22 protein-coding genes are annotated in these 21,726 nt (G+C 49.1%); 16 read left to right on the forward strand and 6 right to left on the reverse strand.

Going from position 1 to position 21,726, the window contains the following annotated elements:
• Positions 1–102: 102 nt before the first annotated feature.
• The 3 genes from KIH86_RS28390 to sdhB all read left to right on the forward strand — a co-directional run bounded on the left by KIH86_RS28390 (position 103) and on the right by sdhB (position 3,622).
• Entirely contained in the window at positions 103–768 is a 666-nt protein-coding gene (locus KIH86_RS28390; RefSeq protein ID WP_223083296.1) for a succinate dehydrogenase cytochrome b558 subunit, read from the forward strand.
• Positions 769–911: 143 nt separating this feature from the next.
• Positions 912–2,657: a succinate dehydrogenase flavoprotein subunit gene (gene sdhA, locus KIH86_RS28395; protein WP_223083150.1), complete on the forward strand. Its 1,746-nt coding sequence runs from the start codon at positions 912–914 to the stop codon at positions 2,655–2,657.
• A 200-nt stretch (positions 2,658–2,857) separates the two neighbouring features.
• Positions 2,858–3,622 (forward strand): succinate dehydrogenase iron-sulfur subunit, encoded by a 765-nt coding sequence (gene sdhB / locus KIH86_RS28400; RefSeq protein WP_223083149.1) that lies wholly within the window; start codon positions 2,858–2,860, stop codon positions 3,620–3,622.
• A 68-nt stretch (positions 3,623–3,690) separates the two neighbouring features.
• Here the strand turns inward: sdhB and KIH86_RS29930 are convergent, their stop codons facing one another.
• Positions 3,691–3,819: a hypothetical protein gene (locus KIH86_RS29930; RefSeq protein ID WP_262416398.1), complete on the reverse strand. Its 129-nt coding sequence runs from the start codon at positions 3,817–3,819 to the stop codon at positions 3,691–3,693.
• A 204-nt stretch (positions 3,820–4,023) separates the two neighbouring features.
• On the opposite strand from KIH86_RS29930, the gene KIH86_RS28405 reads away from it, so the two are divergent.
• The 6 genes from KIH86_RS28405 (at position 4,024) to KIH86_RS28430 (ending at position 12,068) form a co-directional block, all read left to right on the forward strand.
• Positions 4,024–4,890, forward strand: a complete 867-nt coding sequence (locus KIH86_RS28405; RefSeq protein ID WP_223083148.1) for an MBL fold metallo-hydrolase — start codon at positions 4,024–4,026, stop codon at positions 4,888–4,890.
• A 134-nt stretch (positions 4,891–5,024) separates the two neighbouring features.
• Positions 5,025–5,801 carry a DUF3891 family protein gene (locus KIH86_RS28410; protein WP_223083147.1) on the forward strand — a complete coding sequence of 259 codons (777 nt, stop codon included), beginning with the start codon at positions 5,025–5,027 and terminating at the stop codon, positions 5,799–5,801.
• A gap of 85 nt (positions 5,802–5,886) precedes the next feature.
• Positions 5,887–6,612 carry an ion channel gene (locus KIH86_RS30035; protein WP_223083146.1) on the forward strand — a complete coding sequence of 242 codons (726 nt, stop codon included), beginning with the start codon at positions 5,887–5,889 and terminating at the stop codon, positions 6,610–6,612.
• Positions 6,613–6,679: 67 nt separating this feature from the next.
• A complete protein-coding gene (locus KIH86_RS28420) occupies positions 6,680–7,615 on the forward strand; it encodes a metallophosphoesterase (protein ID WP_223083145.1) in 936 nt (311 codons plus the stop codon).
• 444 nt (positions 7,616–8,059) lie between these two features.
• Positions 8,060–10,813 (forward strand): S-layer homology domain-containing protein, encoded by a 2,754-nt coding sequence (locus KIH86_RS28425; protein ID WP_223083144.1) that lies wholly within the window; start codon positions 8,060–8,062, stop codon positions 10,811–10,813.
• A 289-nt stretch (positions 10,814–11,102) separates the two neighbouring features.
• The gene (locus KIH86_RS28430; RefSeq protein ID WP_223083143.1) at positions 11,103–12,068 is read left to right on the forward strand and encodes an MBL fold metallo-hydrolase; all 966 of its coding nucleotides are present in this window, start codon (positions 11,103–11,105) and stop codon (positions 12,066–12,068) included.
• A gap of 890 nt (positions 12,069–12,958) precedes the next feature.
• Here KIH86_RS28430 and KIH86_RS28435 read toward each other — a convergent pair.
• Together KIH86_RS28435 and KIH86_RS28440 are read right to left on the reverse strand one after the other, a co-directional pair.
• Complete coding sequence (locus tag KIH86_RS28435) at positions 12,959–13,603, reverse strand: nucleotidyl transferase AbiEii/AbiGii toxin family protein (RefSeq protein ID WP_223083142.1); 645 nt, start codon at positions 13,601–13,603, stop codon at positions 12,959–12,961.
• A complete protein-coding gene (locus KIH86_RS28440; protein WP_223083141.1) occupies positions 13,561–13,857 on the reverse strand; it encodes a DUF6922 domain-containing protein in 297 nt (98 codons plus the stop codon). The genes KIH86_RS28435 and KIH86_RS28440 overlap by 43 nt, the downstream gene beginning before the upstream one ends.
• A gap of 656 nt (positions 13,858–14,513) precedes the next feature.
• Between KIH86_RS28440 and KIH86_RS28445 the strand changes: the two genes are divergently transcribed.
• Together KIH86_RS28445 and KIH86_RS28450 are read left to right on the forward strand one after the other, a co-directional pair.
• On the forward strand, positions 14,514–14,831 hold the full coding sequence (locus tag KIH86_RS28445; protein WP_223083140.1) for a GNAT family N-acetyltransferase: 318 nt from the start codon (positions 14,514–14,516) through the stop codon (positions 14,829–14,831).
• 14 nt (positions 14,832–14,845) lie between these two features.
• A complete protein-coding gene (locus KIH86_RS28450; RefSeq protein ID WP_223083139.1) occupies positions 14,846–15,454 on the forward strand; it encodes a transglutaminase-like domain-containing protein in 609 nt (202 codons plus the stop codon).
• Here KIH86_RS28450 and KIH86_RS28455 read toward each other — a convergent pair.
• A complete protein-coding gene (locus KIH86_RS28455) occupies positions 15,445–16,395 on the reverse strand; it encodes a zinc-binding dehydrogenase (protein ID WP_223083138.1) in 951 nt (316 codons plus the stop codon). The genes KIH86_RS28450 and KIH86_RS28455 overlap by 10 nt on opposite strands.
• Positions 16,396–16,515: 120 nt before the next feature.
• Between KIH86_RS28455 and KIH86_RS28460 the strand changes: the two genes are divergently transcribed.
• Complete coding sequence (locus KIH86_RS28460) at positions 16,516–17,397, forward strand: hypothetical protein (protein WP_223083137.1); 882 nt, start codon at positions 16,516–16,518, stop codon at positions 17,395–17,397.
• Here the strand turns inward: KIH86_RS28460 and KIH86_RS28465 are convergent.
• Positions 17,391–18,311: a helix-turn-helix transcriptional regulator gene (locus KIH86_RS28465; protein ID WP_223083136.1), complete on the reverse strand. Its 921-nt coding sequence runs from the start codon at positions 18,309–18,311 to the stop codon at positions 17,391–17,393. The genes KIH86_RS28460 and KIH86_RS28465 overlap by 7 nt on opposite strands.
• Before the next feature lie 99 nt (positions 18,312–18,410).
• On the opposite strand from KIH86_RS28465, the gene KIH86_RS28470 reads away from it, so the two are divergent.
• The 4 genes from KIH86_RS28470 to KIH86_RS28485 all read left to right on the forward strand — a co-directional run bounded on the left by KIH86_RS28470 (position 18,411) and on the right by KIH86_RS28485 (position 21,232).
• Positions 18,411–18,875 (forward strand): VOC family protein, encoded by a 465-nt coding sequence (locus KIH86_RS28470; protein ID WP_223083135.1) that lies wholly within the window; start codon positions 18,411–18,413, stop codon positions 18,873–18,875.
• Positions 18,876–18,886: 11 nt separating this feature from the next.
• A complete protein-coding gene (locus tag KIH86_RS28475) occupies positions 18,887–19,171 on the forward strand; it encodes a hypothetical protein (protein ID WP_223110786.1) in 285 nt (94 codons plus the stop codon).
• Positions 19,172–19,363: 192 nt separating this feature from the next.
• Positions 19,364–20,221 carry a helix-turn-helix transcriptional regulator gene (locus tag KIH86_RS28480; protein ID WP_223110787.1) on the forward strand — a complete coding sequence of 286 codons (858 nt, stop codon included), beginning with the start codon at positions 19,364–19,366 and terminating at the stop codon, positions 20,219–20,221.
• Between the two features lie 117 nt (positions 20,222–20,338).
• A complete protein-coding gene (locus tag KIH86_RS28485) occupies positions 20,339–21,232 on the forward strand; it encodes an alpha/beta hydrolase (RefSeq protein WP_223083133.1) in 894 nt (297 codons plus the stop codon).
• A 151-nt stretch (positions 21,233–21,383) separates the two neighbouring features.
• Here the strand turns inward: KIH86_RS28485 and KIH86_RS28490 are convergent, their stop codons facing one another.
• Positions 21,384–21,602, reverse strand: a complete 219-nt coding sequence (locus tag KIH86_RS28490) for a hypothetical protein (protein WP_223083132.1) — start codon at positions 21,600–21,602, stop codon at positions 21,384–21,386.
• Positions 21,603–21,726 lie beyond the last annotated feature (124 nt).

Consider the following 21,726-nt stretch of genomic DNA (forward strand, 5'->3'; position numbering starts at 1 on the left):
TCCGTCGGTCGAAGCTGCCCGAAGCCATGTTTCAACCCCCGGTTCTCTGGTGTATGCTGATTAATGAAAACGCTCTTTTATCGGAAAGGGGACCCCGCAATGATGAGAGGCTTTTATTCCAGAAAGATTCACTCCCTGCTCGGCGTCATCCCGCTCGCCTTCTTCTTCATCGAGCATATGCTGACGAATTTTTCAGCGGTGGAGGGGGGAGCATCCGGCTTCAAAGACAGTGTGCTGTGGCTCAACAGCCTGCCGCTTGTCCTCTTCCTGGAGATTTTTTTGATCTGGCTTCCCCTGCTGTACCACGGGGTATATGGTCTGTATATCGCTTACCAGGCGAAGCCGAACGTGAACCGCTTCAACCTGGAACGGAACTGGCGCTATACGCTTCAGCGGATCACCGGCGTGCTCACCTTCATCTTCATCATCTGGCATCTCTACGAGACGCGGGTGCAGGTGGCGCTGGGCAACGTGACGCATGAGGAGCTGGGAGGCGTTATGCACGATATCGTGAACAGCCCGGGCTGGCTTATTTTTTACATTGTCGGAGTTGTCGCCGCCTGCTTCCATTTTGCCAACGGTCTCTGGTCCTTCCTCGTCAGCTGGGGCGTTACGGTCGGTCCCCGTTCCCAGCGGGTATCTTCCTACATCTGCCTGGGGCTGTTCGTGGTCGTGACCGCGATGTTCCTGATCTCTCTAGTGACGTTCCGGAGCAGCGAATTCAAGACCGCAGAGGCTGCCTTCCAAATCGTAAGAACCGTTATCTAGTCTGTGAAAAAGTGTCCACAAAAACGGAACAGCTATGGAAGCCCCGAAGCCGGCACAGCCTGACCGAGGCCTTCCGAGGCATCCCGTCACCATAGACACAGGCGCAAGCGGCATCAAATGTCAACCAAGGGAGTGAACCAATCATGGCAACAGCCGATATCATTATCGTTGGCGGCGGCCTCGCCGGCCTGATGGCGACCATCAAGGCGGCGGAAGCCGGCGTACATGTGCATCTATTCTCGCTGGTTCCGGTCAAGCGCTCGCACTCCGTATGCGCCCAGGGCGGCATCAACGGCGCCGTCAACACGAAGGGGGAGGGCGACTCTCCCTGGGTGCATTTTGACGACACGGTGTACGGCGGCGACTTCCTCGCCAACCAGCCTCCTGTCAAGGCCATGTGCGAAGCCGCACCGGGCATCATCCACCTCATGGACCGGATGGGCGTTATGTTCAACCGTACGCCGGAGGGCCTTCTGGACTTCCGCCGGTTCGGCGGCACGAAGCATCACCGCACTGCGTTCGCAGGCGCGACGACCGGCCAGCAGCTGCTGTACGCGCTCGACGAGCAGGTGCGGCGCTGGGAGGTCGAAGGCTTCGTAACGAAGCGCGAGAACTGGGAATTCCTGTCCGTCGTGCTGGATGACGAGGGCGTGTGCCGCGGCATCTGCGCGCAGGATCTCCGGTCGATGGCGATCGAGACGTTCCCGGCGGATGCGGTGATTCTGGCGACCGGGGGACCCGGCATTATTTTCGGCAAGACGACCAATTCGGTGATCAATACAGGCACGGCGGCAAGCGCCGTGTACCAGCAGGGCGTTCATTACGCTAACGGCGAGTTCATCCAGATCCATCCGACGGCCATTCCCGGCGACGACAAGCTGCGCCTCATGAGTGAATCGGCCCGGGGTGAGGGCGGACGCATCTGGACCTATAAGGACGGCAAGCCCTGGTACTTCCTTGAGGAAAAATACCCCGCCTACGGCAACCTGGTGCCGCGCGACATTGCGACCCGCGAAATCTTCAATGTCTGCGTCGACCAGGGTCTCGGAATTAACGGCGAGAATATGGTCTACCTGGACCTGTCGCATAAGGACCCGAAGGAGCTGGACGTCAAGCTCGGCGGCATTATCGAAATCTATGAAAAGTTCATGGGCGACGATCCCCGTAAAATTCCGATGAAAATCTTCCCGGCAGTCCATTACTCTATGGGCGGCATGTGGGTCGACTATAACCAGATGACGAATATCCCGGGCCTCTTCGCCGCCGGCGAATGCGAATACCAGTACCACGGCGCGAACCGTCTGGGCGCGAACTCGCTGGTGTCGGCGATTTTTGGCGGGATGGTCTCGGGTCCGAAGGCTGTGGAATATATCAAGGGTCTGAAAAAATCGGCGCAGGACGTGTCCTCGTCCGTATTTGACAGCGCAAGCCGCGCCCAGCAGGACAAATACGACAACCTCCTGAAAATGACCGGCACGGAGAACGCCTATGTGATTCACAAGGAGCTTGGCGAATGGATGACGGCCAACATGACGGTGGTGCGCCACAATTCGAAGCTAGAAGCCACCATCGGCAAAATCAGGGAGCTGAAGGAGCGCTACCGCCAGATCAACATGAACGACACCTCGCGCTGGAACAATCAGGCCGCGGCGTTCACCCGGCAGCTGTGGAACATGATGGAGCTGGCGGAGGCGATGACGCAGGGCGCGCTGCTGCGGAACGAAAGCCGGGGCGCGCACTACAAACCCGAGTTCCCAAGCCGCAACGACGAGGAGTTCCTGAAGACGACGAAGGCGGCCTGGACGCCGGACGGTCCGCAGATTACGTACGAGGCTGTCGATGTATCGCTGATCCCGCCCCGGGTGCGCGATTATTCGAAGGATAAATAGGCGCATTCGAGGCGAGTTTTGACGAAGTGTATCAGCAAGTGCGTCCGCTGATTAAAAACTAAGCGTACGCTTCCGTTGCCAGTTTTGACGAAGTGAATCAACGAAGTAATCCTATCAAAACTAAGTGTACGCTTCCGATGCAAGTTTTGACGAAGTGAATCAATGAAGTAATCCTATCAAAACTTTTAGGAGGGATTAACATGGCGCAATCGGCGGCGGCTCCCAAACAAGTTAGATTCATCATCACCCGCCAGGACGAACCGGACAGCGCTCCGTACGCGGAGGAATTCGAGCTTCCTTACCGTCCGGGCATGAATGTGATCAGCGCCCTGATGGAAATCCAGCGCAACCCGGTCAATTCGAAGGGTGAGCACACCGTACCGGTATGCTGGGAATCGAACTGCCTGGAGGAAGTGTGCGGCGCCTGCTCCATGGTCATCAACGGCAAGCCCCGGCAGGCTTGCGCCGCGCTGATCGACAATCTGGAACAGCCGATTCGCGTCCAGCCCATGGCGACCTTTCCGGTTGTGCGCGATCTGGTTATCGACCGGACCCGGATGTTTAATGCGCTCAAGAAGGTCAAAGCCTGGATTCCGATCGACGGCACCTACGATCTCGGTCCTGGCCCACGTATGGCCGAGAAGAAACGGCAGTGGGCCTATGAGCTGTCGAAGTGCATGACCTGCGGTGTCTGCCTCGAGGCTTGTCCGAACGTCAACGAGAAGACCGACTTCATCGGCCCGGCGGCCATCTCCCAGGTGCGGCTGTTCAACGCGCATCCGACGGGGGAAATGAACGCCGATGAACGCCTGGAGGCGGTGATGACGGACGGCGGCATCGAGGGCTGCGGCAACTCGCAGAACTGCGTCCGGGCCTGCCCGAAGGGCATCCCGCTGACGACCTCCATCGCGGAGATCAACAAGCAGACGACGAAGCATATGTTCAAGCGCTGGCTGGGCGTGTAACCTAGCCGCATTGCATGGCTTCACTATAAGCGCCGCCGGGATTCTGCCCGGCGGCGCTGTGCTGTCAATCACGCGGCCGATGTCTTATATCTGCCATTCCCGGCATGTCTGTCGTATCTGTTATCTCCAACATCCCTGCCACCCTCGCCATCCCTGCGCGCCTGCCGTCCCCCCGTCGTTCCTGTCGTCTCCAGCATCCCTATCGTCTCCAGTCATGCCTGTCGTCTCCAGCATCCCTATCATGTCCAGCATCCCCGTTGTCTCCAGCATCTCCCGCGAAGAAGGGATTTGCTTGAAAGGCCGTCTTCCTCCAACATAGAGAACACAGACGTCGGCTTGTAAACGAATGTCGGCCGCACCTACTCCAAAGCGCATGTCATGCGCGGAAAAGAGGATCTTCCATGACTCATCGATATGAACGGTTAACCCCTCATGTGTTCATCATGCACGCGGAGCATGAGACGGACCGTCCCATTCTTGCGGCCATTTCCGGAGAGCGGCGCACGCTGCTCATGGATGCCGGCAATTCGTCGGCCCATGCGGAGCTGTTCCGCGCAGAGCTGGCGAAGCGCGGCATCCGGCCGCCGGACATGATGGTGCTGACCCATTGGCACTGGGATCACACCTTCGGAATGCCAGCCTGGGACGGCATCCCCGCCGCAGCCCATGCAGAGACGGGCCGCGCTCTGGCTGCCCTGGAGGGAATGGACGGGTCGGACGCCGGCCTGGACGAGCTGGTGCGCAAGAACATTATCAGCGAGAGCAGCGCGGCGGACATCCGGAAGGAATATGGCGAACAGCGAAGCAGCATTCGGATTATACAGCCCGATCTGCTGTTCCAGGACCGGATCGAGCTGGACCTGGGAGGCGTTGTATGCGAGCTGGTTCATATGGGAGGCGATCATTCCGCCGACTGCTGCTACCTGCATGTCCGTGAAGACAAGGTGCTCTTCCTGGGAGATGCCCTTGGTCCGGCTGTCTACGGCGGACCGAGACGGTACACGAGCGGCTCGTTCCTGCGCCTGCTCGCAGGCGCTTATGCCTATGGCGCCGACTGGTATGTCGAATCCCACGGTCTGCCGATGAACGGGCCGGAATTCCGGCGCGATCTGGAAGCCTGGGAGCAGCTGGCCATGATTGCGCGTGAGGCCGGTCCCGACCGGGAGAGAGTCATCCGCGAAATGAAGGCCTCTCTGAAGACAGAAGAGCTCCCGGATGATCTGATGCAGGGTGTCGGCTATTTTCTGGAAGGCTTCAAGTCCCGCTGAGGGAGCCGTGCACCTCGAAGAAGGCGCCGGACAATCCGAAGGAGGCCCGGGGTGCAATTCCGAATCGCAGGGGTAAATATGTTATAATCTGCGTATTACACAGGCAGACCTGCCAGCCGGGAGGGGGCTTTTCGTTGATTTGTCGGGTACAGGACGAGCATTTTGTAATGATCAAGCAGCATGACCACGGGCTTCTGTCCGCCGAGCTTGCGGCGCGTTTTCGCATAGAGAAGGCTCACCGGAAGCACAGGGAAGAGGTGCTGTACGCAACCGCGAATCATGACCGGGGCTGGGTGGATCTGGACGAGACGCCCTTTTGGAACGATAAGGCCAAGCTGCCTTACACATTCATCGATTTTCCTGTGGTTCCGAAGCTGACCTTCTATCGCCGGGGACTTGATGAAATCGAAGCGTCGACCCTATACGGAGCGCTGCTGTGCAGCCTGCATTACGAGCGGCTGATCGAGGTGTCGGGCGAGCGGAGCCCGGAGCTGACGGTATATCTGAAGGAAGAGGAGAAGCGGCGTTCCGCCATTCACCGGAAGCTGGAAGAGAGCGGACAGGCTCCCGGTGATGACGAGCTCTATCTCGACGGCAAGCTGCTGCAATTCTGCGACGATCTGTCGCTGTTCCTCTCCTTGCATGAGCCCGGCACGCCGAAGAAGGATTTCCATCCCTGGTTCAGGGAGGGCTTCCCGTCCGCCAAGGCGTTTGCTTGCACCGGGGGACGAACGGTTGCCGCCGAGTGGCGAGGGGCGGAGCTTCTGCTGGGTCCGTTCCCGTTCACCGAGGCGTTTGAGGTTATGCTGCCGCTGCGGCGGGTTCCGGTCCGTGAAGCCTTGTCCCGCGGACTTGCGGCTGCTTATGCCGATACGCCGGTGACGCCTGTTACGATTACCATAACAGAGTAACGGGGGAACGAGTAACAGAAGAGCCGCTAAACCGGACCAATTAGTACGCCCGATTCAGGACTGGCAGGGGACTGGAGCGAATGACATGGACGGATGGATGTGGACCCTGAACACGGTGCTGGTGGTGTTCCTCGCTTTGTTTTTTTATCGGGTGAAAGTACGATGGGTAAGCCAAGGCGTTCTTCTCGTTCCACTGCTCATCTATGTGCTGTTCTCCATGGAGGATTTGCTGAACCTGATCAGCCTGGATACCCTGGTTACGGGAAGCCGGGGCATGCGGGCCCTGATCATGCTGTCCTGTCTGGTGTCAGTCATTTTTTATCTGATATTTATTTTTCATGAAATCAAGGAATCGAACAGCAAGGAAGTGACCATGCAGTCGACGCTGCTCCGGATCAGCGTAGCGACGGTAATCTGTATCCTGTTCTTCACAATCGTCTACACCTCGATTTACAAGCTCTTCGGCCAGTCTTCCTTCCACGGCGATGGAATCGGGCAGGACCTGCCGACCCAGTTGATCACATTCCTCTACTTCAGTGTCGCTACGTTCACGACCGTCGGATACGGGGATATATCTCCCGTGGACAATACCGCTAGGCTCGTAGTCATTATGCAGATCGGCTTCAGCTTCATTACGGTAGCGTATGCTTTGTCGATGCTCGGTCTGTTCCGCAAAATACTCGGTCCCCAGACGGAAGAGGAGATCAAGGCGGAGGTAGAGGTCGATCTGGAAGCTGAGGTGGATGAAGAAGCGGATGAAGCGGTGGAGGATGCGTTAGATGAACAAGAAAGCGGGAGCAAGCTCCGCTGAATAGATCAGAATCCGTCCGGTTCTCAGATTCAATCCGGATGCTGCCATGAAAGGAGGGTCGCCCCTAATGACTGAACCGAATTCCAGTCTTCCCCTATCCCCGGTTCCGGAGGAAGGGGGCAAATCGTCCGTTCCGGCGAATTCAGCAGGTGACGGCAAACGCCGGATATCCCGCCGTCAGTTTCTTGCCCGTGGTGCAGCCGCCGTTGTGGGAGCGGGACTTCTTACCGGCGGTTACAGCTGGCAGGGCGAACCCCACTGGCTGGAGACTACCCGGCTGACCCTTAGCTGGAAGGAGCTGCCCGCCGCTTTTTCGGGAATGAAACTTCTTCTTCTCAGCGACGTGCATCTCGGATTCAACAAGGATGCGGGAGACGTTAAGAGATTGATCCCTCATATTCAAGCGGCCAACCCTGATATGGTTGTTCTGAGCGGCGACATCGTTGACAGCTATTCCGAGGATATGGAGGAGTCCGTCCCGCTCTTCGCAGAGCTGAAGCCTCCGCTCGGGAAATTCGCCATATTGGGCAATCATGATTACAAGAACGCCGAGAAGCTGGTGGGATATCTGGAGCAGGCGGGGTTCACCGTGCTGCGGAACCGGCATGTGCTGGTGAAGAAGGGAGACGCAGCGATTGCGATAGCGGGGATGGAGGATGTGCTGATCGGCGTCCCCGGACCTGATCCCAAAGCGGCGCTCGGCGGGATTCCGTCCGGAATGTTCACACTTCTCCTGATGCACGAACCGGATTATGCGGATCAGGTGCAGGATTACTCCATCCAGCTTCAATTGTCGGGGCACAGCCATGGGGGGCAGATTCGTCTTCCTATTGCAGGCCCGCTGTTTGTTCCGAAGGGGGCGACCAAGTATGTCAGCGGTCTGTACACAGTTGGGAAGCAGCAGATGAAGCTGTATGTCAGTCGGGGATTCGGCGAGACTTATATGCCATTCCGCTTCATGTGCCGGCCGGAAATTACGGTGTTCACACTGTTACACAAATGAAATAAACCCGTCACCTAACTCTAATACTGACAGGTTACAATAGACGCATGACCCCCTTTGAAATATAGATGGCTTGGGACCCGAGTATATCGGGTCCATTTTTTTGTCCTTTGGGGGGATTATTGTAACGGCAAGTTTTTTTGCGCAATCGGTCGGAATGCTTGTGGGACATTGCAGTAGTCGCCGTTTTTTTTGATTTAGCAGAAATTCTGCAGGTCTGTCCATTTTTACAATTCAAAACAGCCAAGCTGAAAATACGGTTCTACTAGGCCTAGGATTCTGCTGCCTAATTCTCAAAAATATATTATGCAAAATGCTCACATAAATATAGTTCTAAGAAATTAATAATGTTATTATATAAAAATCATAATAGGCAATTGAGTTTATTCGTTCTGCGGTTTAATTCATGACTTACAAAACTCAACAGAGAATGGATGGTAGACTTTGAAACTACAAATTAGTCGGCAGCTTGTCAAAAAGACTTTTTTAATCATGTTAGGGGTTTTGTTGTTCTCTTCCTACCTAGGTTTATATGCACCCGTATCCGAGGCTTCGGTCGCTGGTCCTATAATCAGCACTGTTAAGTCAGGCGGCTATCAAGGGGTAACGGTAGACTCGAGCGGCAATCTTTATTACGTAAAATCAGCAGATTCGACAAAAATCTATAAACTCACGGCTGCAGGCGTGGAAAGTCTCTTCGCATCTTTGGGTTCGACAACTTATCAGCTTGTTATCGACGCTAACGATAATATTTATGCGGCGGCGACTGCAGGATTAAAAAAAGTAGATCCTTCAGGAACGGTTACGACAATTGCAGGTCCTACCAATTTGAGTTCGAATATGTCACTTGCTGTGGACGGCTCCGGCAATTTGTATTATAGCAACGGTTCATTAACCAGCTTGTACAAGGTGGACACGCAAGGAAATGTTACGACGGTAGCGACCAACTTTAGCCAGATTATGGGGATTGCCGTGAGTTCGGATGGCACTATCTACGTATCTGAATATACGCTCCATGTCATAAAGAAAATTGACACAAGCGGGAATGTTTCTGTCGTAGCAGGAACTTCCAATACTAGCGGGTATTCGGGCGACGGCGGCCAAGCAAGCAGCGCCAAGCTGCACGGTCCACACAACCTCGCTATCGTTGACGGTCAGCTTTACATCGCAGAATATGACAACTTTATTGTTCGAAAGATTGATCTCGCCACCGGGATCATCAGTACTATAGCGGGAACGGGTATAACTGGCAATTCAGGTGACGGCGGGGCGGCGAGTGGCGCCAAGCTCGGATATGTTTGGTCACTTAGTTTAGATTCTGCAGGGAGTATGTATGTGGCTACTAATAACGGGTTAAGAGCTACTTATACACCAGGAACACTCAGCGGTACCGTTCAAGACATAACTAACAACCCGGTCAGTGGGGCGACGGTCACGATGACAGGCGGCTTTACATCAACAGCAGCCACAACGGATGCGTCGGGCAACTTTACTTTTAACGATGCTTTTCCGGGTTCAAAAACACTAACGGTCACAGCCTCAGGATTTGCTGATGGTACGGCCACAGCAAGCGTCATGTCAGGTATGAGCCACAGCACCGGAACGATTCAGATCGGAGCCCATGTAACCGGTGTAACCTTGGATCAGGCTTTGCTATCCTTGTCGGCAGGTGGAAGCACTGCTGTATTGACTGCGACGGTAGCTCCGGGCAACGCTGGAAATAAGAGTGTGACGTGGACAAGCAGCGACTCAAGTGTTGCGACAGTAGACAACACCGGCATCGTCACGCCAGTGGCTGCAGGTACGGCAACCATTACTGCAACAACGGCCGAAGGAGGATTTACGGCCTCATCCATCGTCACAGTGAGCAGAATGCTTAACGCTCCAACTGGATTGTCATCAGTAGCCGGTGATGGACAGGTGACGTTGCATTGGTCGGCTTCGACTACGTCCGAAGTAGTCACTTATAACGTATATAAGGCGACGACTTCCGGCATGTACGGGCCTACAGCAGAAGCAACTGTGAGCGGTGCTACATACAGCTACACAGCAACTGGATTGACGAATGGTACGACCTATTATTTCATCGTCAAAGCGATATATGATGATGGGATAAGCGGGAATTCCAATGAGAGCAGTGCCAAGCCGGTTTCTAGTAATAATGCCTTGAGCTCGTTGAATTTAAGCGGCATTACGCTCGATCAAACGGTAAGTGGAGATGTGTACGCCTACACTGCAACTGTGCCTAACGATGTTTCGGACACGACAGTTACCTATACAACTTACGATAGCAATGCAACCGCGGAATTCCAGCTCAATGGGGCTCCAGTTAATAATCCGATTAATCTGAGTGTGGGTTCAAATGTCATTGGCATTGTTGTCACGGCACAAGACGGGACTCAGGCAACTTATACGGTCAATGTCACGCGGGCTTCTCAATCTTCTGGCAATACTGATACGAATTCCGGTTCAACTAACACTAATCCGACACCAACACCAACACCAACACCAACACCAACACCGACACCAACCCCAGCAATGGATGTGTTCAAGTCGGATGTAGTAAAGGGTGATGCCAATGTTGTTAAGAACATTGAGACTCGGATCCAGTTGGCTAAAAGCAATCCAATTACATTAACACTTTCGGACACGAAAGGCCACTGGGCTGAAAAAACTATTGATACTTTCATAAAGCTGCGTGTTATTGAAGGTTACAATGATGGTACGTTCAAGCCGGATAATCAGATCACACGTGCTGAATTTGCAGTGATTCTGAGTCGCGTGTTCGATATACAAGGTGGTAGCCCTACTAGCATCGCGTTGAAGGACGTAGGCAGCCACTGGGCGAAAGACGCCATTGTGAACCTTGCAGAGGCAGGGGTAATCAGGGGATATGAGGATGGTACGTTCAAGCCGAATAACACGATCACCCGCGAGGAAATGGTTGTCCTTTTATCCCGCATCGTAAACCTTGACAACGTATCGAAGGACACCACCAAAGGTGATTTTGATGATCTTAAGGGTTCTTATGCAACCAACGAGATCAAAGCTGAAGCACAAGCTGGTATCATCAACGGCAAAGCAGATGGAAAGTTTGATGCCAAGAGCAACTCCACACGCGCAGAAGCTCTGCAGATCATCCTGAATGCGCTGAAGCTCAGCCCGCAGGTGAAGACGCTGTTGGATTCACTTAGCTAATACCATTTCTTCTCCGAGTAAAAGAGACAAGTGTATGCTGCACTTGTCTCTTTTATTTTTTATTTTAGCGTTGCTGCACATATGGAACGCCTGGCGGCGTCAGCATGGGACTCCAAGGCATGGACGATTTCCTGTTAATGAGTTGCCTTCATTTTCTCATGGATGATTGGGCGTTGAAGGTGCCTGGACAAAAATAACCCCGTCCACCTACATTTTTTGGAAAAATATTATTGTCTACCGCATAGATTTGGAGTATAGTGTATTCCCATGTTGGGAGGGAGAGATTACTATGAAAAATAGGATCGAATCATTTAGAGGCTCCGATCATTTTCGGCTAAATTACATCGCTGATAGTGTAATTGCAGCGATTGCGGTTCCAGGTACCGGTTCTTTGGGGAATGCAGCAATCATTGATCTAGGCGATACAACTCTTGTCGTGGATACATTCTCGACAATACAGGCCGCAGAGGATTTGAAAGCTGCCGCAGAGTACCTCACGGGAAACCCTGTATCCTATGTAATCAACACGCATTGGCATAGTGATCATACCTCTGGAAATCAAGTGTTTTTACCTGCGGCTCATATTATTTCAACATCAACTACTCGTGAGATTATGAATACTTTTGCCAGAGACAGGTTAGCCCAATATCGGGAAAACACGGAGCAGTTGTATCAGGCTATCGAAAAATTTGAAGAGCAGATTCAACAAGAGACGGATGAAAAGTTAAAAAGGGAAATGGCATGGGAAAATGCTAGTGACCGTGAGTTTATGAAGATGCTCCCCAATCTAGTACATTCGTTGTCAACAATAACTTTTGATCAGCAGATGACGATACATGGCAGTAATCGTAGCGTTCAGCTCATTACATTTGGCGGGGGGCACACGCAAAGTGATGCAATTGTGTACATCCCGGAAGACAAAATTGTCGTAGTAGGGGACCTGGTGCTCTCCAAACATCACCCGGTTTTGACGTATGCAAATCCTCAGGAATGGCTGAATATTTTAGAGCAGATCGAACTGCTGGATATAGAAACGATCGTACCGGGACATGGCGAAGTATGCTCTTTGCAAGAACTTCACGATGTGAAGGGATATATAACCGATATTATGGCAATCGTGACAGAGGCCGTTCAAAATGAGAAAAGCATTGATGAGATTGAAGTACCGGAATTGTATCGTGACTGGTACTTTACTACATACTTTAAGACGAATTTGAGTAAGGTGTATGACATGATCACTAAATTAGAGGATTAACGAAGTTGTTTCTGATTACGCTAAAAGATACAAAACATTCTGTAATGAAAGGTCATCCTATTAAGGATGGCCTTTTTAGCGAAGAAAGAAAATTTGTGGACGGGAAAATAATGACTCGACGTCACGACGTCAAATTACCATTAAGAACAAGCTCAATTCGGACATTAAATACTTAAAAGGCAAGGTGATCTTTTTCGATTACGACATAAAAGTTTTCGAAGTGCCCTTTGAGGAGAAAAGCATTTTTCTTCGCTATGGAGTAGTTGTCTTTGACGAGTTACTTAATTCTGAGAGAGGAAACGGAACTTGGAATGAGTTCCGCATTCATATTGAGAAAATAGAGTATGCCGATAAAGTGGAAGAAAATGTAGATTTATATGGCGTATGTTTTCACAGAACCAATTTTATGCTGCTAAATCGCTTCAACTATCGTCTNAAAGCCGTGGTTGTTATATTATTATAGGCAACCGCGTACCTATTTATATCGAGGGCAGAAGGTACCCTTTAGGCAAAGAGTGAGATGTTTCTGGAAACGGAAAATGAATCAAGTCATTTGCCTATCAGTAGTAGCTCCAAGCGGTATCTTTTTATATCTTTCCTTGAGCGGGGTTTTCTTAACAACTTACAATTTAGTTCCAATCTGGACAAATTTATTTCGTGAGATCCTCCATAATATGATTACTTAAAAGATCATCAGGAAACTAAAAATAGTCGTAACATCTTTATTTTCTTGCTTAAATCACATCATATGTCCGGGGATTATGGGGAAGTGAATTTCCAAAACCTTGCTTTTATTTACTTGCCCCCTTATGGAGATTGGATGCGGAGATGACCACAATTCACTACCATAGACTGCAAAAAGAAAAAAGTAAATTTATTGAACGTCAACATTAAAAGTCTGCTATAAAATCCAATAGCGGTTTTTGCAAGCGGATAAAATAATCTTTGATGGTTCCCCACTCTATGGAATGAAGCATTCGAGGCATTGGTTCCATATCGGCATCTTCGAAGAAGACCAAGCTTTTGACGATGTGATAGTAATTGACAGAGCTTCCCGGAAATTTATCCGCAAGCCGGGAGATGAGTGAGGTTACCGGAACACCGTGTTGTTCAAGGGTATATAAGTCAATAAAGTCTTTTTTGGCTCCTCGTTGACTGGCTGCAATTAATTTCATGACACCGATATCCAACAGAGAGGCCATTTTAAACTGAGGCAAATCGATCAATACGAACAGCTCATCCAAAAGTGGACGGGGGTAATGAAGCCACGTAACCTGAACACCATTGAATACACCGTGGAAAGTGTTCGGCTTAGCCTCAGAAATCATTAGCTGCCCTCTGGGGGAAAGGCTGCTCTCAATTTGTCCCGGCGAAAAGGGATTGGGCGTGAACCAATCAAAGTCGATGGATTCGCGATGTCCGAGCAGCAAGGCTAATGCTGTTCCTCCTGCAAGATAGCTCCCGGGTACCGGATCGGATTCGAGGATTTGTTTTAGAACAGATTGTCTGGTCGGGTCAATGACGTTCCAAAACAACGCATATCCTCCTCCTTGAGATTAAAATAAAGCTGCCAGTACCGTGCTGTTTTGCGTGACAGATTGCGGCTGCTTCGCACCGCTTGAAGAATTTCATTCATGCTATAAGTGGAAAAAAGCCACTGCAAGGTACGTTGGTTCCCTTCATTAAGAAGCCTCTCGATGATAAAGCGGCTGTGAATGGCAGGTTCTAGCTGCTCGATATATACATCCCAAAAGAACGGAGTGAGGTCTTGAGGAAGTGCCTCTAACATCGCATTCACCTCGCTAAATTAAATCCTCATTATATTTATTATTGTACAGTTTTTGGATGTTCAAACCAAGCCCTTCTTTCATAACGAATGATTAATTACTCACGCATGGTATAAAAATTTCGCCCTACAGATGTTACGGCGAACCGTACCACAAGTTACGGCAAATTTTTTTGCGGAATTCCTTGCAGGGCATGGGTTTCAATATATGTATAGGCTACGCGCTAAGGGGAAATGCGAGAAAGGAACATGAGGGAATCGTTTTTTGTGTTGAATATCCTCACCACATCCCACGGAACGAAGAGGGTATCTTTGACCGGAGAAGGCCTCGCGTAGCTGGAAAAGAAAAGTGTCAGAAGTATCGATGCTGACAGAGATTTCGCTTCTGACGGCACTTTTGCTTGGAAGGAGGAGAAGATCCCCTAGATCACGATTGTGATGAAACTCGCTTTCCTCTTCCTCATTCAGTTAAACTTTAGTTGGTTGAAGTAGTCCTAGACATGGACGAGGAGCGTCGGAGGATGCACTTCAGCGCGATGCAGGTGAACTCAATCTTGCCTCCTGAAAAAGAAAAGGACCCCCTCGAAAAAGGGGGTATGCTCTCTAGGTCACGAATATTGATATATGTATCAAAAATTGCTTGAACAGGTTTATAGCAAATGGGTAGCAGAATAAAAATATTTGAAAATTATCTCATTCATATGCATAATTATACCATCAAACTATTTAATATGTATGCGACTCAAGGACAACTTCTGCATTGTACACGTCAATCTATTTACGAACAGCTGCAATGCTTTTATGTGGCTGTTGATGATGAAAATAGAATCACAGGGGTCGCAAGTCTACATATACTCGATCGTGATTTAGCTGAAATTAGATCCTTGGTTGTGTTACCAGGAATGGAACTTAAAGGTATCAGGCGTTTATTAGTAGAAGCTCTTGTAAAAGAAGCGAACATGCAAATAATTGTTTAAAGGTGGATGAAATAATGAATCTTATCTGTGAATCGCAAGTCGATAACGATTACTTGACCATGACAGCAGAGGTCGATTATGATCACCCCCTGATTGCTGAATTGACTTCCAAGTTGGCAGCATCATCACAAGATCAAGTGGATTTTATTAAACAGTCGTATGAATATGTCAGAGATCAGATTGACCATTCTTGGGATATCCAGAGTTCTAGAATTACTTGTTCCGCATCGGAAACATTGATTCATAATGAAGGCATTTGCTATGCAAAAGCGAACCTTTTGTGTGCAATGCTGCGAAGAGCAGGCATACCATCTGGCTTCTGTTATCAACGACTTACGATTGGGGACACTCCAGATACGGGATATTGTATTCACGCATTAAGTGCTGTTTATATACAGGAATTGAGAACGTGGATTCGTTTGGATGCACGAGGCAATAAGCCTGGAATCCACGCAGAGTTTTCATTGAATGAAGAGAAACTTGCCTTTCCGATCCGAAAAGATTATGACGAGGCTGATTACTTGACCATATATAAGTCTCCGAATGTTAAGACCATCGAAGCGTTAAAAACCAACTCTGACTGCATAAATATGTATCTTCATGGTCTACCCGATCAGTTGTGATGACCCAAGTGAAGCACGGCTTTGCCGGAGAACTTCCGCTCCAGCAGATTGCGGGAGACGGTGTCGATTTCGGTCCAAGGTGTTTCTACCTCGATCCGTGGCTTTAACCGCCCGTCTGCGACCAGTCGGGCCAGCAAGCTCAGATCGTCCGCAGCGGATTGACGAGTGAGTTCCTCTCCGAGAAAGAAGCTGTACAAAGTTCTTCCTCCGCTGGTCACCAGATTCATCATATCGATCGTTGCTGTATTTGAAGAAGAAAATCCTACCGCAACGCAAATGCCTTGAGGCGCAAGCTGCGGCAGCAACGCCGCCAGTGTATCGCCGCCTACCGAATCAATGATCAGATCGTACGGACCGAATTGGCGGGCTGATGAAATTGCCGAATATCCAATGACAACTTCATCAGCTCCGGCCTTTCGTACAAGCTCAGCCTTCTCTTCCGTGCTGGCCGTACCTACAACATATGCGCCGGACTGGGCCGCAAGCTGATGGGCGAACAGCCCAACCCCACCAGTCGATCCTGTAATGAAAATGCGCTTTCCGAGCAGCATTCCACCTTTTCTAAGTGCATAAAGCGCCGTCAGGCCAGCAACGGGTAAGGTCGCCGCTTCCGAAAAAGTGAGCTTGTCCGGGATTTGGGCCAACATCGACACGGGAGCAGCAACCTGCTCGCTCCAAGCCCCCATCGGGAGCAAACCGACAACCCGGGCCCCTTTCAGTGGACCTGCACCGCTCTTGGCCGGCTCGATGACAATTCCGGCGAAATCCCAGCCGGGTCGGCTTGATACTTCCTGCTCCTGAGCGTCCTTCACTTCTCCGCGATTAAGAGAGATGGCCTTCACTTGCACGAGTGCTTCCCAAGGCTGGGCCTGTGGTGAATCAACTTCCTTGAACGCCAAATGTGACGGAGCAAGCGGATCAATTACTATGGCATGAATCATTTTGTATCTCCTCCATTGGTTATGTGTTATGAGATGACTTCCCTTTTCATTGAGGAGTATAATTTAAATAAATGATCATCCCAAGTGCAGAACTACACTTCTTACAGAAGGGTGGAGAAGATGGATATACCTACAGAGGATTCTAGATTTAAAATCGTATTGGGAGAGATTGAAGCGTTGCGGATGAAGCGCCAGCACGAGCTTGCCGACCGGCCTCACCCGTTCTTAAAACGATTTACCCAACAAGAGCTGAATGACGAGGCCTTTCCTTCGTATAAAAATTTGCTGGTTGGACGTTCCCGCCGCATACCTGATCGTCAGACGATCCTCAATATTGCAGAATATCTGGATTGTACTGCAGGCGAGCGTAACGATCTGCTAATGGCAGCCGGTTACCTTCCGATCCAGACGGAATTGGAGGGGCGGGCGCTTGAGCGTGCATTGGAGTGGGCGCATCACACGATGAGAGGCATTCTTTTTCCCGCCATGATCGTATCACACACGCAGGATATCAAGGGGATTAACGAGCCGTTTCGCCATTTGTTCGATATCCCGCTCGACCGCTCGTACGATGGCTTAATGAACAGGGTTGATTTGCATTTTAATTCCGATTTGCCTATCCGGTCCCGCTCAACATTCGATAAAGCATCGTTCGAGCAGTGGGAGGCACACGCCATAAACGGGATATATGCGATTAAACAAGAGCACATCCTTTCCCGTTACGATGTGTGGTATCAGAAATTGCTTCATAAATTCCAGCAATATAACGTGGACGAATATTTGAATGTGCTGGATGCAGGGGAAGCAATGGATCATACGCAGACCATATTAGCCAGAACCGAAAGCTCCGGCGAGCTTGTTCCCATTCGCTACAGACAGGTTTCTATTTCCGCAGGCAGCCGTATGTATCCGCAAATTGCGGTTTTCCTGCCGGTCGATGCTGCCGCGCGTAAAGCTCTCGAGAACCTGGGATGTCCTACTGATCGTGAATTCGTCTATTGATGGAAGGAATATTGATTCACCATTTGAAGTAAATAATTACGAAATTCTTCAACATATAATTTGGGCTCTACGAGTTTTAGATTTGTACCGAAGCTTGCTAAGAATTGAAACCCAATACTGTTCTGAGGAACATGCATGGTTACCAAGAAAAGTTCAGAACTATAAGATTCAATACTCTTTCGGCCGTACCTTTCAATGAATTGATCTTTGATGCCAGGTGAAATCAACGCCTTGACAGCGACTAGCTCCGGTTGATAACTTGCTTCCTGCTCTTGCCCCAACAGATCATCTCTAGAACTAAACGTTTGTTCATTCATAGTAAGATGATCGATCCGGGATAACTTAAACGTTCTATATCCCATACGTTGTAGACAGAATCCCTTCAGATACCAACTCGTTTCGCTAAAATGAAGCTGATAGGGCTCGACCGTTCTTTGCGTCGCGGTTCCATTTTTATCTAAATAATCAAATGAAACTAATCTTCTCTTTAATATCGCTTCCTGACATGTCTTCAAGGCTTGACGAAATTCAGACCGACCCTCCCAATCATAAAAAGACAGTTGAATTGAACCTTTAGAAGCTAATGGGCTAACCATGGCTTCTATTTTTTTGATCGTTATTTCAACTTCTTCGCTAATCAGAATTTGTTCCAATCCGCCGAGCGCAGTCAATATATTCTCCAAGTCGGAGCTGCTTAACAGACGTTTATCAACCTTGTATTCATCCATAATGCCGTAGCCGCCATGAACTCCATTGACCGAATAGATCGGGATGTTGGATAAACTCAAGGTTTCCATATCGCGAAGAATTGTTCTTTTGGAAACGTTAAATAATTGCGCGAATTCATTGGCGGACACAAGGTCTTTTTTCAGCAAAATCATAATGATAGAGATTAGTCTCTCAACCTTTTCCATCGGTTCCCCTCTTTTTCTACTTCAGAATGAAACGGTGACAATAAGCTGTCACCTATTATGTATTATACTCCATTTATAACAAGAAGGAGGTTACGCCTTATGTCAGCCATTGCCTATTTAAACTTTGATGGAATTGCAGAACAAGTGATTGAATTTTACTCGGAGGCTTTAAGCGCAATTGAAGTAAAAAAAGTGAAATTCGGCGATATCCCGCAAGATCCAAACTACCCAATGCCGGAAAGGGAGCTGAATATGATCATGGAGTCTTCCATAGAATTCGCGGGCGGGAAGATCATGATGTCGGACATTTTGCCTTCAATGAAGGGGGTAACAGGTGAGCTGGTGAAAGGGAATAATATTCTGATTAGTCTGGTCATCGATGATAAGAACAAACTGAAAGAGTACTTTGATCATTTGTCCCTTGGCGGCCATGTCATCATGCCGTTATCCAATACGCCTTGGTCTTCATGCTTTGGAATGCTGGTTGATAAATTTGGAGTTAACTGGAAATTCAATAGCGACGCAGATCAGTTTCTCGATAACGTAATTTCCAACAAACATTAACTCTGCAAGGCATGATTCGCGGAACCAACTCTTCAATCGAATTCACAACGAGAGCGCATTATTCTTCCACAAGCAGCGGGACTAAATATTTTATCCTGAAACCATTCAAGAACAATGACGGAGGTTTCCCGAAGGAAATCAAAAACAGCCAGTTTGTGGACGACCTGGAAATCCGGATCGACCTGGTACAGTTTATCATCACCCAGACGCTGGGCGGCACTCGAAGCACCGACATCAGCTGTATGTCTAAGCAGCCAGTCTCCGGAAATCCATCGGCGGCTGGTTTTTTATTATAGGAAAATATTCCCACTTGTTGTAATGTATCTATTAGAGGCATCGTAGTGGGGACGACAGCAATGAGAATATATGTTTTTTGTTGGGATCATAAGATTCAGTGAGTGAGATTGCATGAGAGGAAGCTGAAGCTGATGGAATTGTGGACCTTGGGCAGAAGGTATTATCCGGGATTTCTACTCACATTGTCGACTATGCCGGAAGAAGCGTTGAAGCAAGATGAAGAAGAGAATCGTGGATACCGCATTGTGTTGATTCAGGAGGGTGTCGGCATTGTGCAGGTCGGAGAGTACCTTTATCAGATTGTTGCCCCAGCTGTGTATTGCCTGAATGAGAACGAATCGCTAGTACTGGTTGGAGGAAATCAAGTAAAGGCCAAAGCACTCCGGTTTCTTCCAACGGTTGTGAATGCCAGAATTCTCTCGATTCCTGAATCGACCGAAGGGGCAAGCCTATTCCAGTCTGATTTTCAGGATGCATGGTATTTCGATCCCTTTGTGGAGCGGCAAGAGAATTATTACGGCTGCATCCCGGTGGACCCGGCAGTGGCCATCCATATTGCGCAGATGGTCGATGAGATCGACGAGAATCTGTCCTTACAGCCGGACCAACACTGGCCCTGTCGCAGCCGATCTTTTTTGATGGAGCTATTGTTCCTCATTCGTCGAATTCATCTAAGTGCCGATACGACGCCGAATAAACTTCCCAATACGAGCGAAATCAGCCAAATCAAGCCGATCATTGAATACTTACATACGCATTACCACGAGAAAATCAAACTTGAAACTTTAACGTCCCTGTTTCATATCAACAGCACAACGATGAACAAGCATTTTCGAAAAGCTACAGGGCTGTCGATTATCTCCTACCTGAACACGATCCGTATGCAGATGGCCAGTTCCATGCTTCGCAATACACTGCTCCCCACAACGGAAATTATGGGCAAAGTCGGCATTGCCGATGACGCTCATTTCATCCGCAATTTTCGTAAATATGCAGGCTGCACGCCAGCAGAGTTCCGTAATCAGCATTGCTGGATGATGAAAGAATAACGTTGCAGATTTGCAGGTAATTACTGTGGATCTGCTATGCACAGCCAATCCATTTCAAATTACATTAGGTAGGGAGGGAATACAACCCTTACTTTAATAGACGAATGGAGGCATTTTATGAAATGGAGAAAAATGTTGTTCGTGCTTGTTGCCGTGCTGCTGCTGGTGCAGCAAAGCGTAATAGCAGCTCCGTACGGAGGCAGGGATGCATCAACCACGATGAAGGCAATCTTCTATAGTGAGTCTCTTGAGAAAAACATGAATGTAAATGTATATTTACCCCCTGGGTACAACAAGAGCACCAAATACCCTGTACTATATGTGCTGCATGCGTATTCATCGAATGAAGATCATTGGTTCCAAGCATTAAAAATAACCGAGAAAGCGGATCAATTAATCTCTAGCGGTCGAATAGAGCCTATGATTATCGTAGCTCCTAAAATTGATAATAGCTGGGGAATGAATACAGCGAAAAAGGCGGGCGTTTGGGACGGTAAGCCAGATGATCCGAAGGCATGGCATGAAGGGATGTATGAAAGTTATATTACCCAAGATGTAATCCATTACGTGGATACGCATTTCAGCACATTACCATCCAGAAAAGGACGTTATATCGGAGGCGTGTCGATGGGGGGCTTTGCTGCTCTGCACGTAGCTTTCCGCAATCCTCAATTATTTAGTAAAGTAGGTGCACATGCTCCTGCATTATTCCTTGATGAAATGTGGAAGCCGCTGCATGATAAAATATTCCCGACCGATCAGGCAAGAAAGGAACGCGACCCGATCTATTTGGCCCAGAGCCAAAACTTAGCTAAGATGGAGATTTACCTCGACATTGGTGATCAGGATGATTTCCAAACTCCGGCGAAGAAGCTGAATGAAGTGTTGAGCCAAAAGAAAACGAAATCGTATGAATTCCATTTAGTTGAAGGCGGACATCATGATGATGCTTATTGGAGCAGCCAGGTCGAACAATATTTATTGTTCTATGGTGGCACTGACCGGAAGTAGAGTTTAATAGAAACGATATGCGAAGAAGCTTCCACCCACAGTTCATCTAACAATGCAGCTCGGTGTCTTGCCTGTATCAGAAAAGCGACCTATAATGGTCGCTTTTCTGCATTTCTTTTTTATACTTTTGTCTGGTACATGCTTTGTTTGATTAGAACAGCTTCTTGATCGAGCCAAAGATGTCGCCTGCTTTGTCCAACGTTATTTTTGCTTTCACGCCATCGATCAATGCGTTGATCTGATCATTTGGCAGGTCGATCCCGATAACGGATTCAATCGCCGAAACAGGGTCGCTCATAAATTTTGATGAGAAATCCTTGTCATTTTTAACTTTGGTAACAATTTCATCAATTTTCGCTTTAATGTCCATGCGAAGTCCTCCCTAGAATTAGGCTATACATTTCATCACTATTATACTAAAGCATATTTGTTAAGTAAAAAAACGAAGTTGGCTGCTTCATGGCCTTCGCAATGTGACAAAAATAATTGACAAG

The sequence above is a fragment of the Paenibacillus sinensis genome, assembly GCF_019904155.1.
GTDB classification, from domain to species: Bacteria; Bacillota; Bacilli; order Paenibacillales; family Paenibacillaceae; genus Paenibacillus_AQ; species Paenibacillus_AQ sinensis.

What these genes read in the sequence shown, in the direction of transcription:
- KIH86_RS28460 (WP_223083137.1), top strand. Translation starts at nt 16,516, where the DNA reads ATGGATATACCTACAGAGGATTCTAGATTTAAAATCGTATTGGGAGAG.
- KIH86_RS28490 (WP_223083132.1), bottom strand. Translation starts at nt 21,602, where the DNA reads ATGGACATTAAAGCGAAAATTGATGAAATTGTTACCAAAGTTAAAAAT.
- KIH86_RS28430 (WP_223083143.1), top strand. Translation starts at nt 11,103, where the DNA reads ATGAAAAATAGGATCGAATCATTTAGAGGCTCCGATCATTTTCGGCTA.
- KIH86_RS28475 (WP_223110786.1), top strand. Translation starts at nt 18,887, where the DNA reads ATGATTCGCGGAACCAACTCTTCAATCGAATTCACAACGAGAGCGCAT.
- KIH86_RS28420 (WP_223083145.1), top strand. Translation starts at nt 6,680, where the DNA reads ATGACTGAACCGAATTCCAGTCTTCCCCTATCCCCGGTTCCGGAGGAA.
- KIH86_RS28455 (WP_223083138.1), bottom strand. Translation starts at nt 16,395, where the DNA reads ATGATTCATGCCATAGTAATTGATCCGCTTGCTCCGTCACATTTGGCG.
- KIH86_RS28445 (WP_223083140.1), top strand. Translation starts at nt 14,514, where the DNA reads ATGGGTAGCAGAATAAAAATATTTGAAAATTATCTCATTCATATGCAT.
- KIH86_RS28405 (WP_223083148.1), top strand. Translation starts at nt 4,024, where the DNA reads ATGACTCATCGATATGAACGGTTAACCCCTCATGTGTTCATCATGCAC.
- KIH86_RS28470 (WP_223083135.1), top strand. Translation starts at nt 18,411, where the DNA reads ATGTCAGCCATTGCCTATTTAAACTTTGATGGAATTGCAGAACAAGTG.
- KIH86_RS28485 (WP_223083133.1), top strand. Translation starts at nt 20,339, where the DNA reads ATGAAATGGAGAAAAATGTTGTTCGTGCTTGTTGCCGTGCTGCTGCTG.
- sdhB (WP_223083149.1), top strand. Translation starts at nt 2,858, where the DNA reads ATGGCGCAATCGGCGGCGGCTCCCAAACAAGTTAGATTCATCATCACC.
- KIH86_RS28480 (WP_223110787.1), top strand. Translation starts at nt 19,364, where the DNA reads ATGCCGGAAGAAGCGTTGAAGCAAGATGAAGAAGAGAATCGTGGATAC.
- KIH86_RS30035 (WP_223083146.1), top strand. Translation starts at nt 5,887, where the DNA reads ATGGACGGATGGATGTGGACCCTGAACACGGTGCTGGTGGTGTTCCTC.
- KIH86_RS28465 (WP_223083136.1), bottom strand. Translation starts at nt 18,311, where the DNA reads ATGGAAAAGGTTGAGAGACTAATCTCTATCATTATGATTTTGCTGAAA.
- KIH86_RS28440 (WP_223083141.1), bottom strand. Translation starts at nt 13,857, where the DNA reads ATGTTAGAGGCACTTCCTCAAGACCTCACTCCGTTCTTTTGGGATGTA.
- KIH86_RS28450 (WP_223083139.1), top strand. Translation starts at nt 14,846, where the DNA reads ATGAATCTTATCTGTGAATCGCAAGTCGATAACGATTACTTGACCATG.
- sdhA (WP_223083150.1), top strand. Translation starts at nt 912, where the DNA reads ATGGCAACAGCCGATATCATTATCGTTGGCGGCGGCCTCGCCGGCCTG.
- KIH86_RS28390 (WP_223083296.1), top strand. Translation starts at nt 103, where the DNA reads ATGAGAGGCTTTTATTCCAGAAAGATTCACTCCCTGCTCGGCGTCATC.
- KIH86_RS29930 (WP_262416398.1), bottom strand. Translation starts at nt 3,819, where the DNA reads ATGCTGGAGACGACAGGAACGACGGGGGGACGGCAGGCGCGCAGGGAT.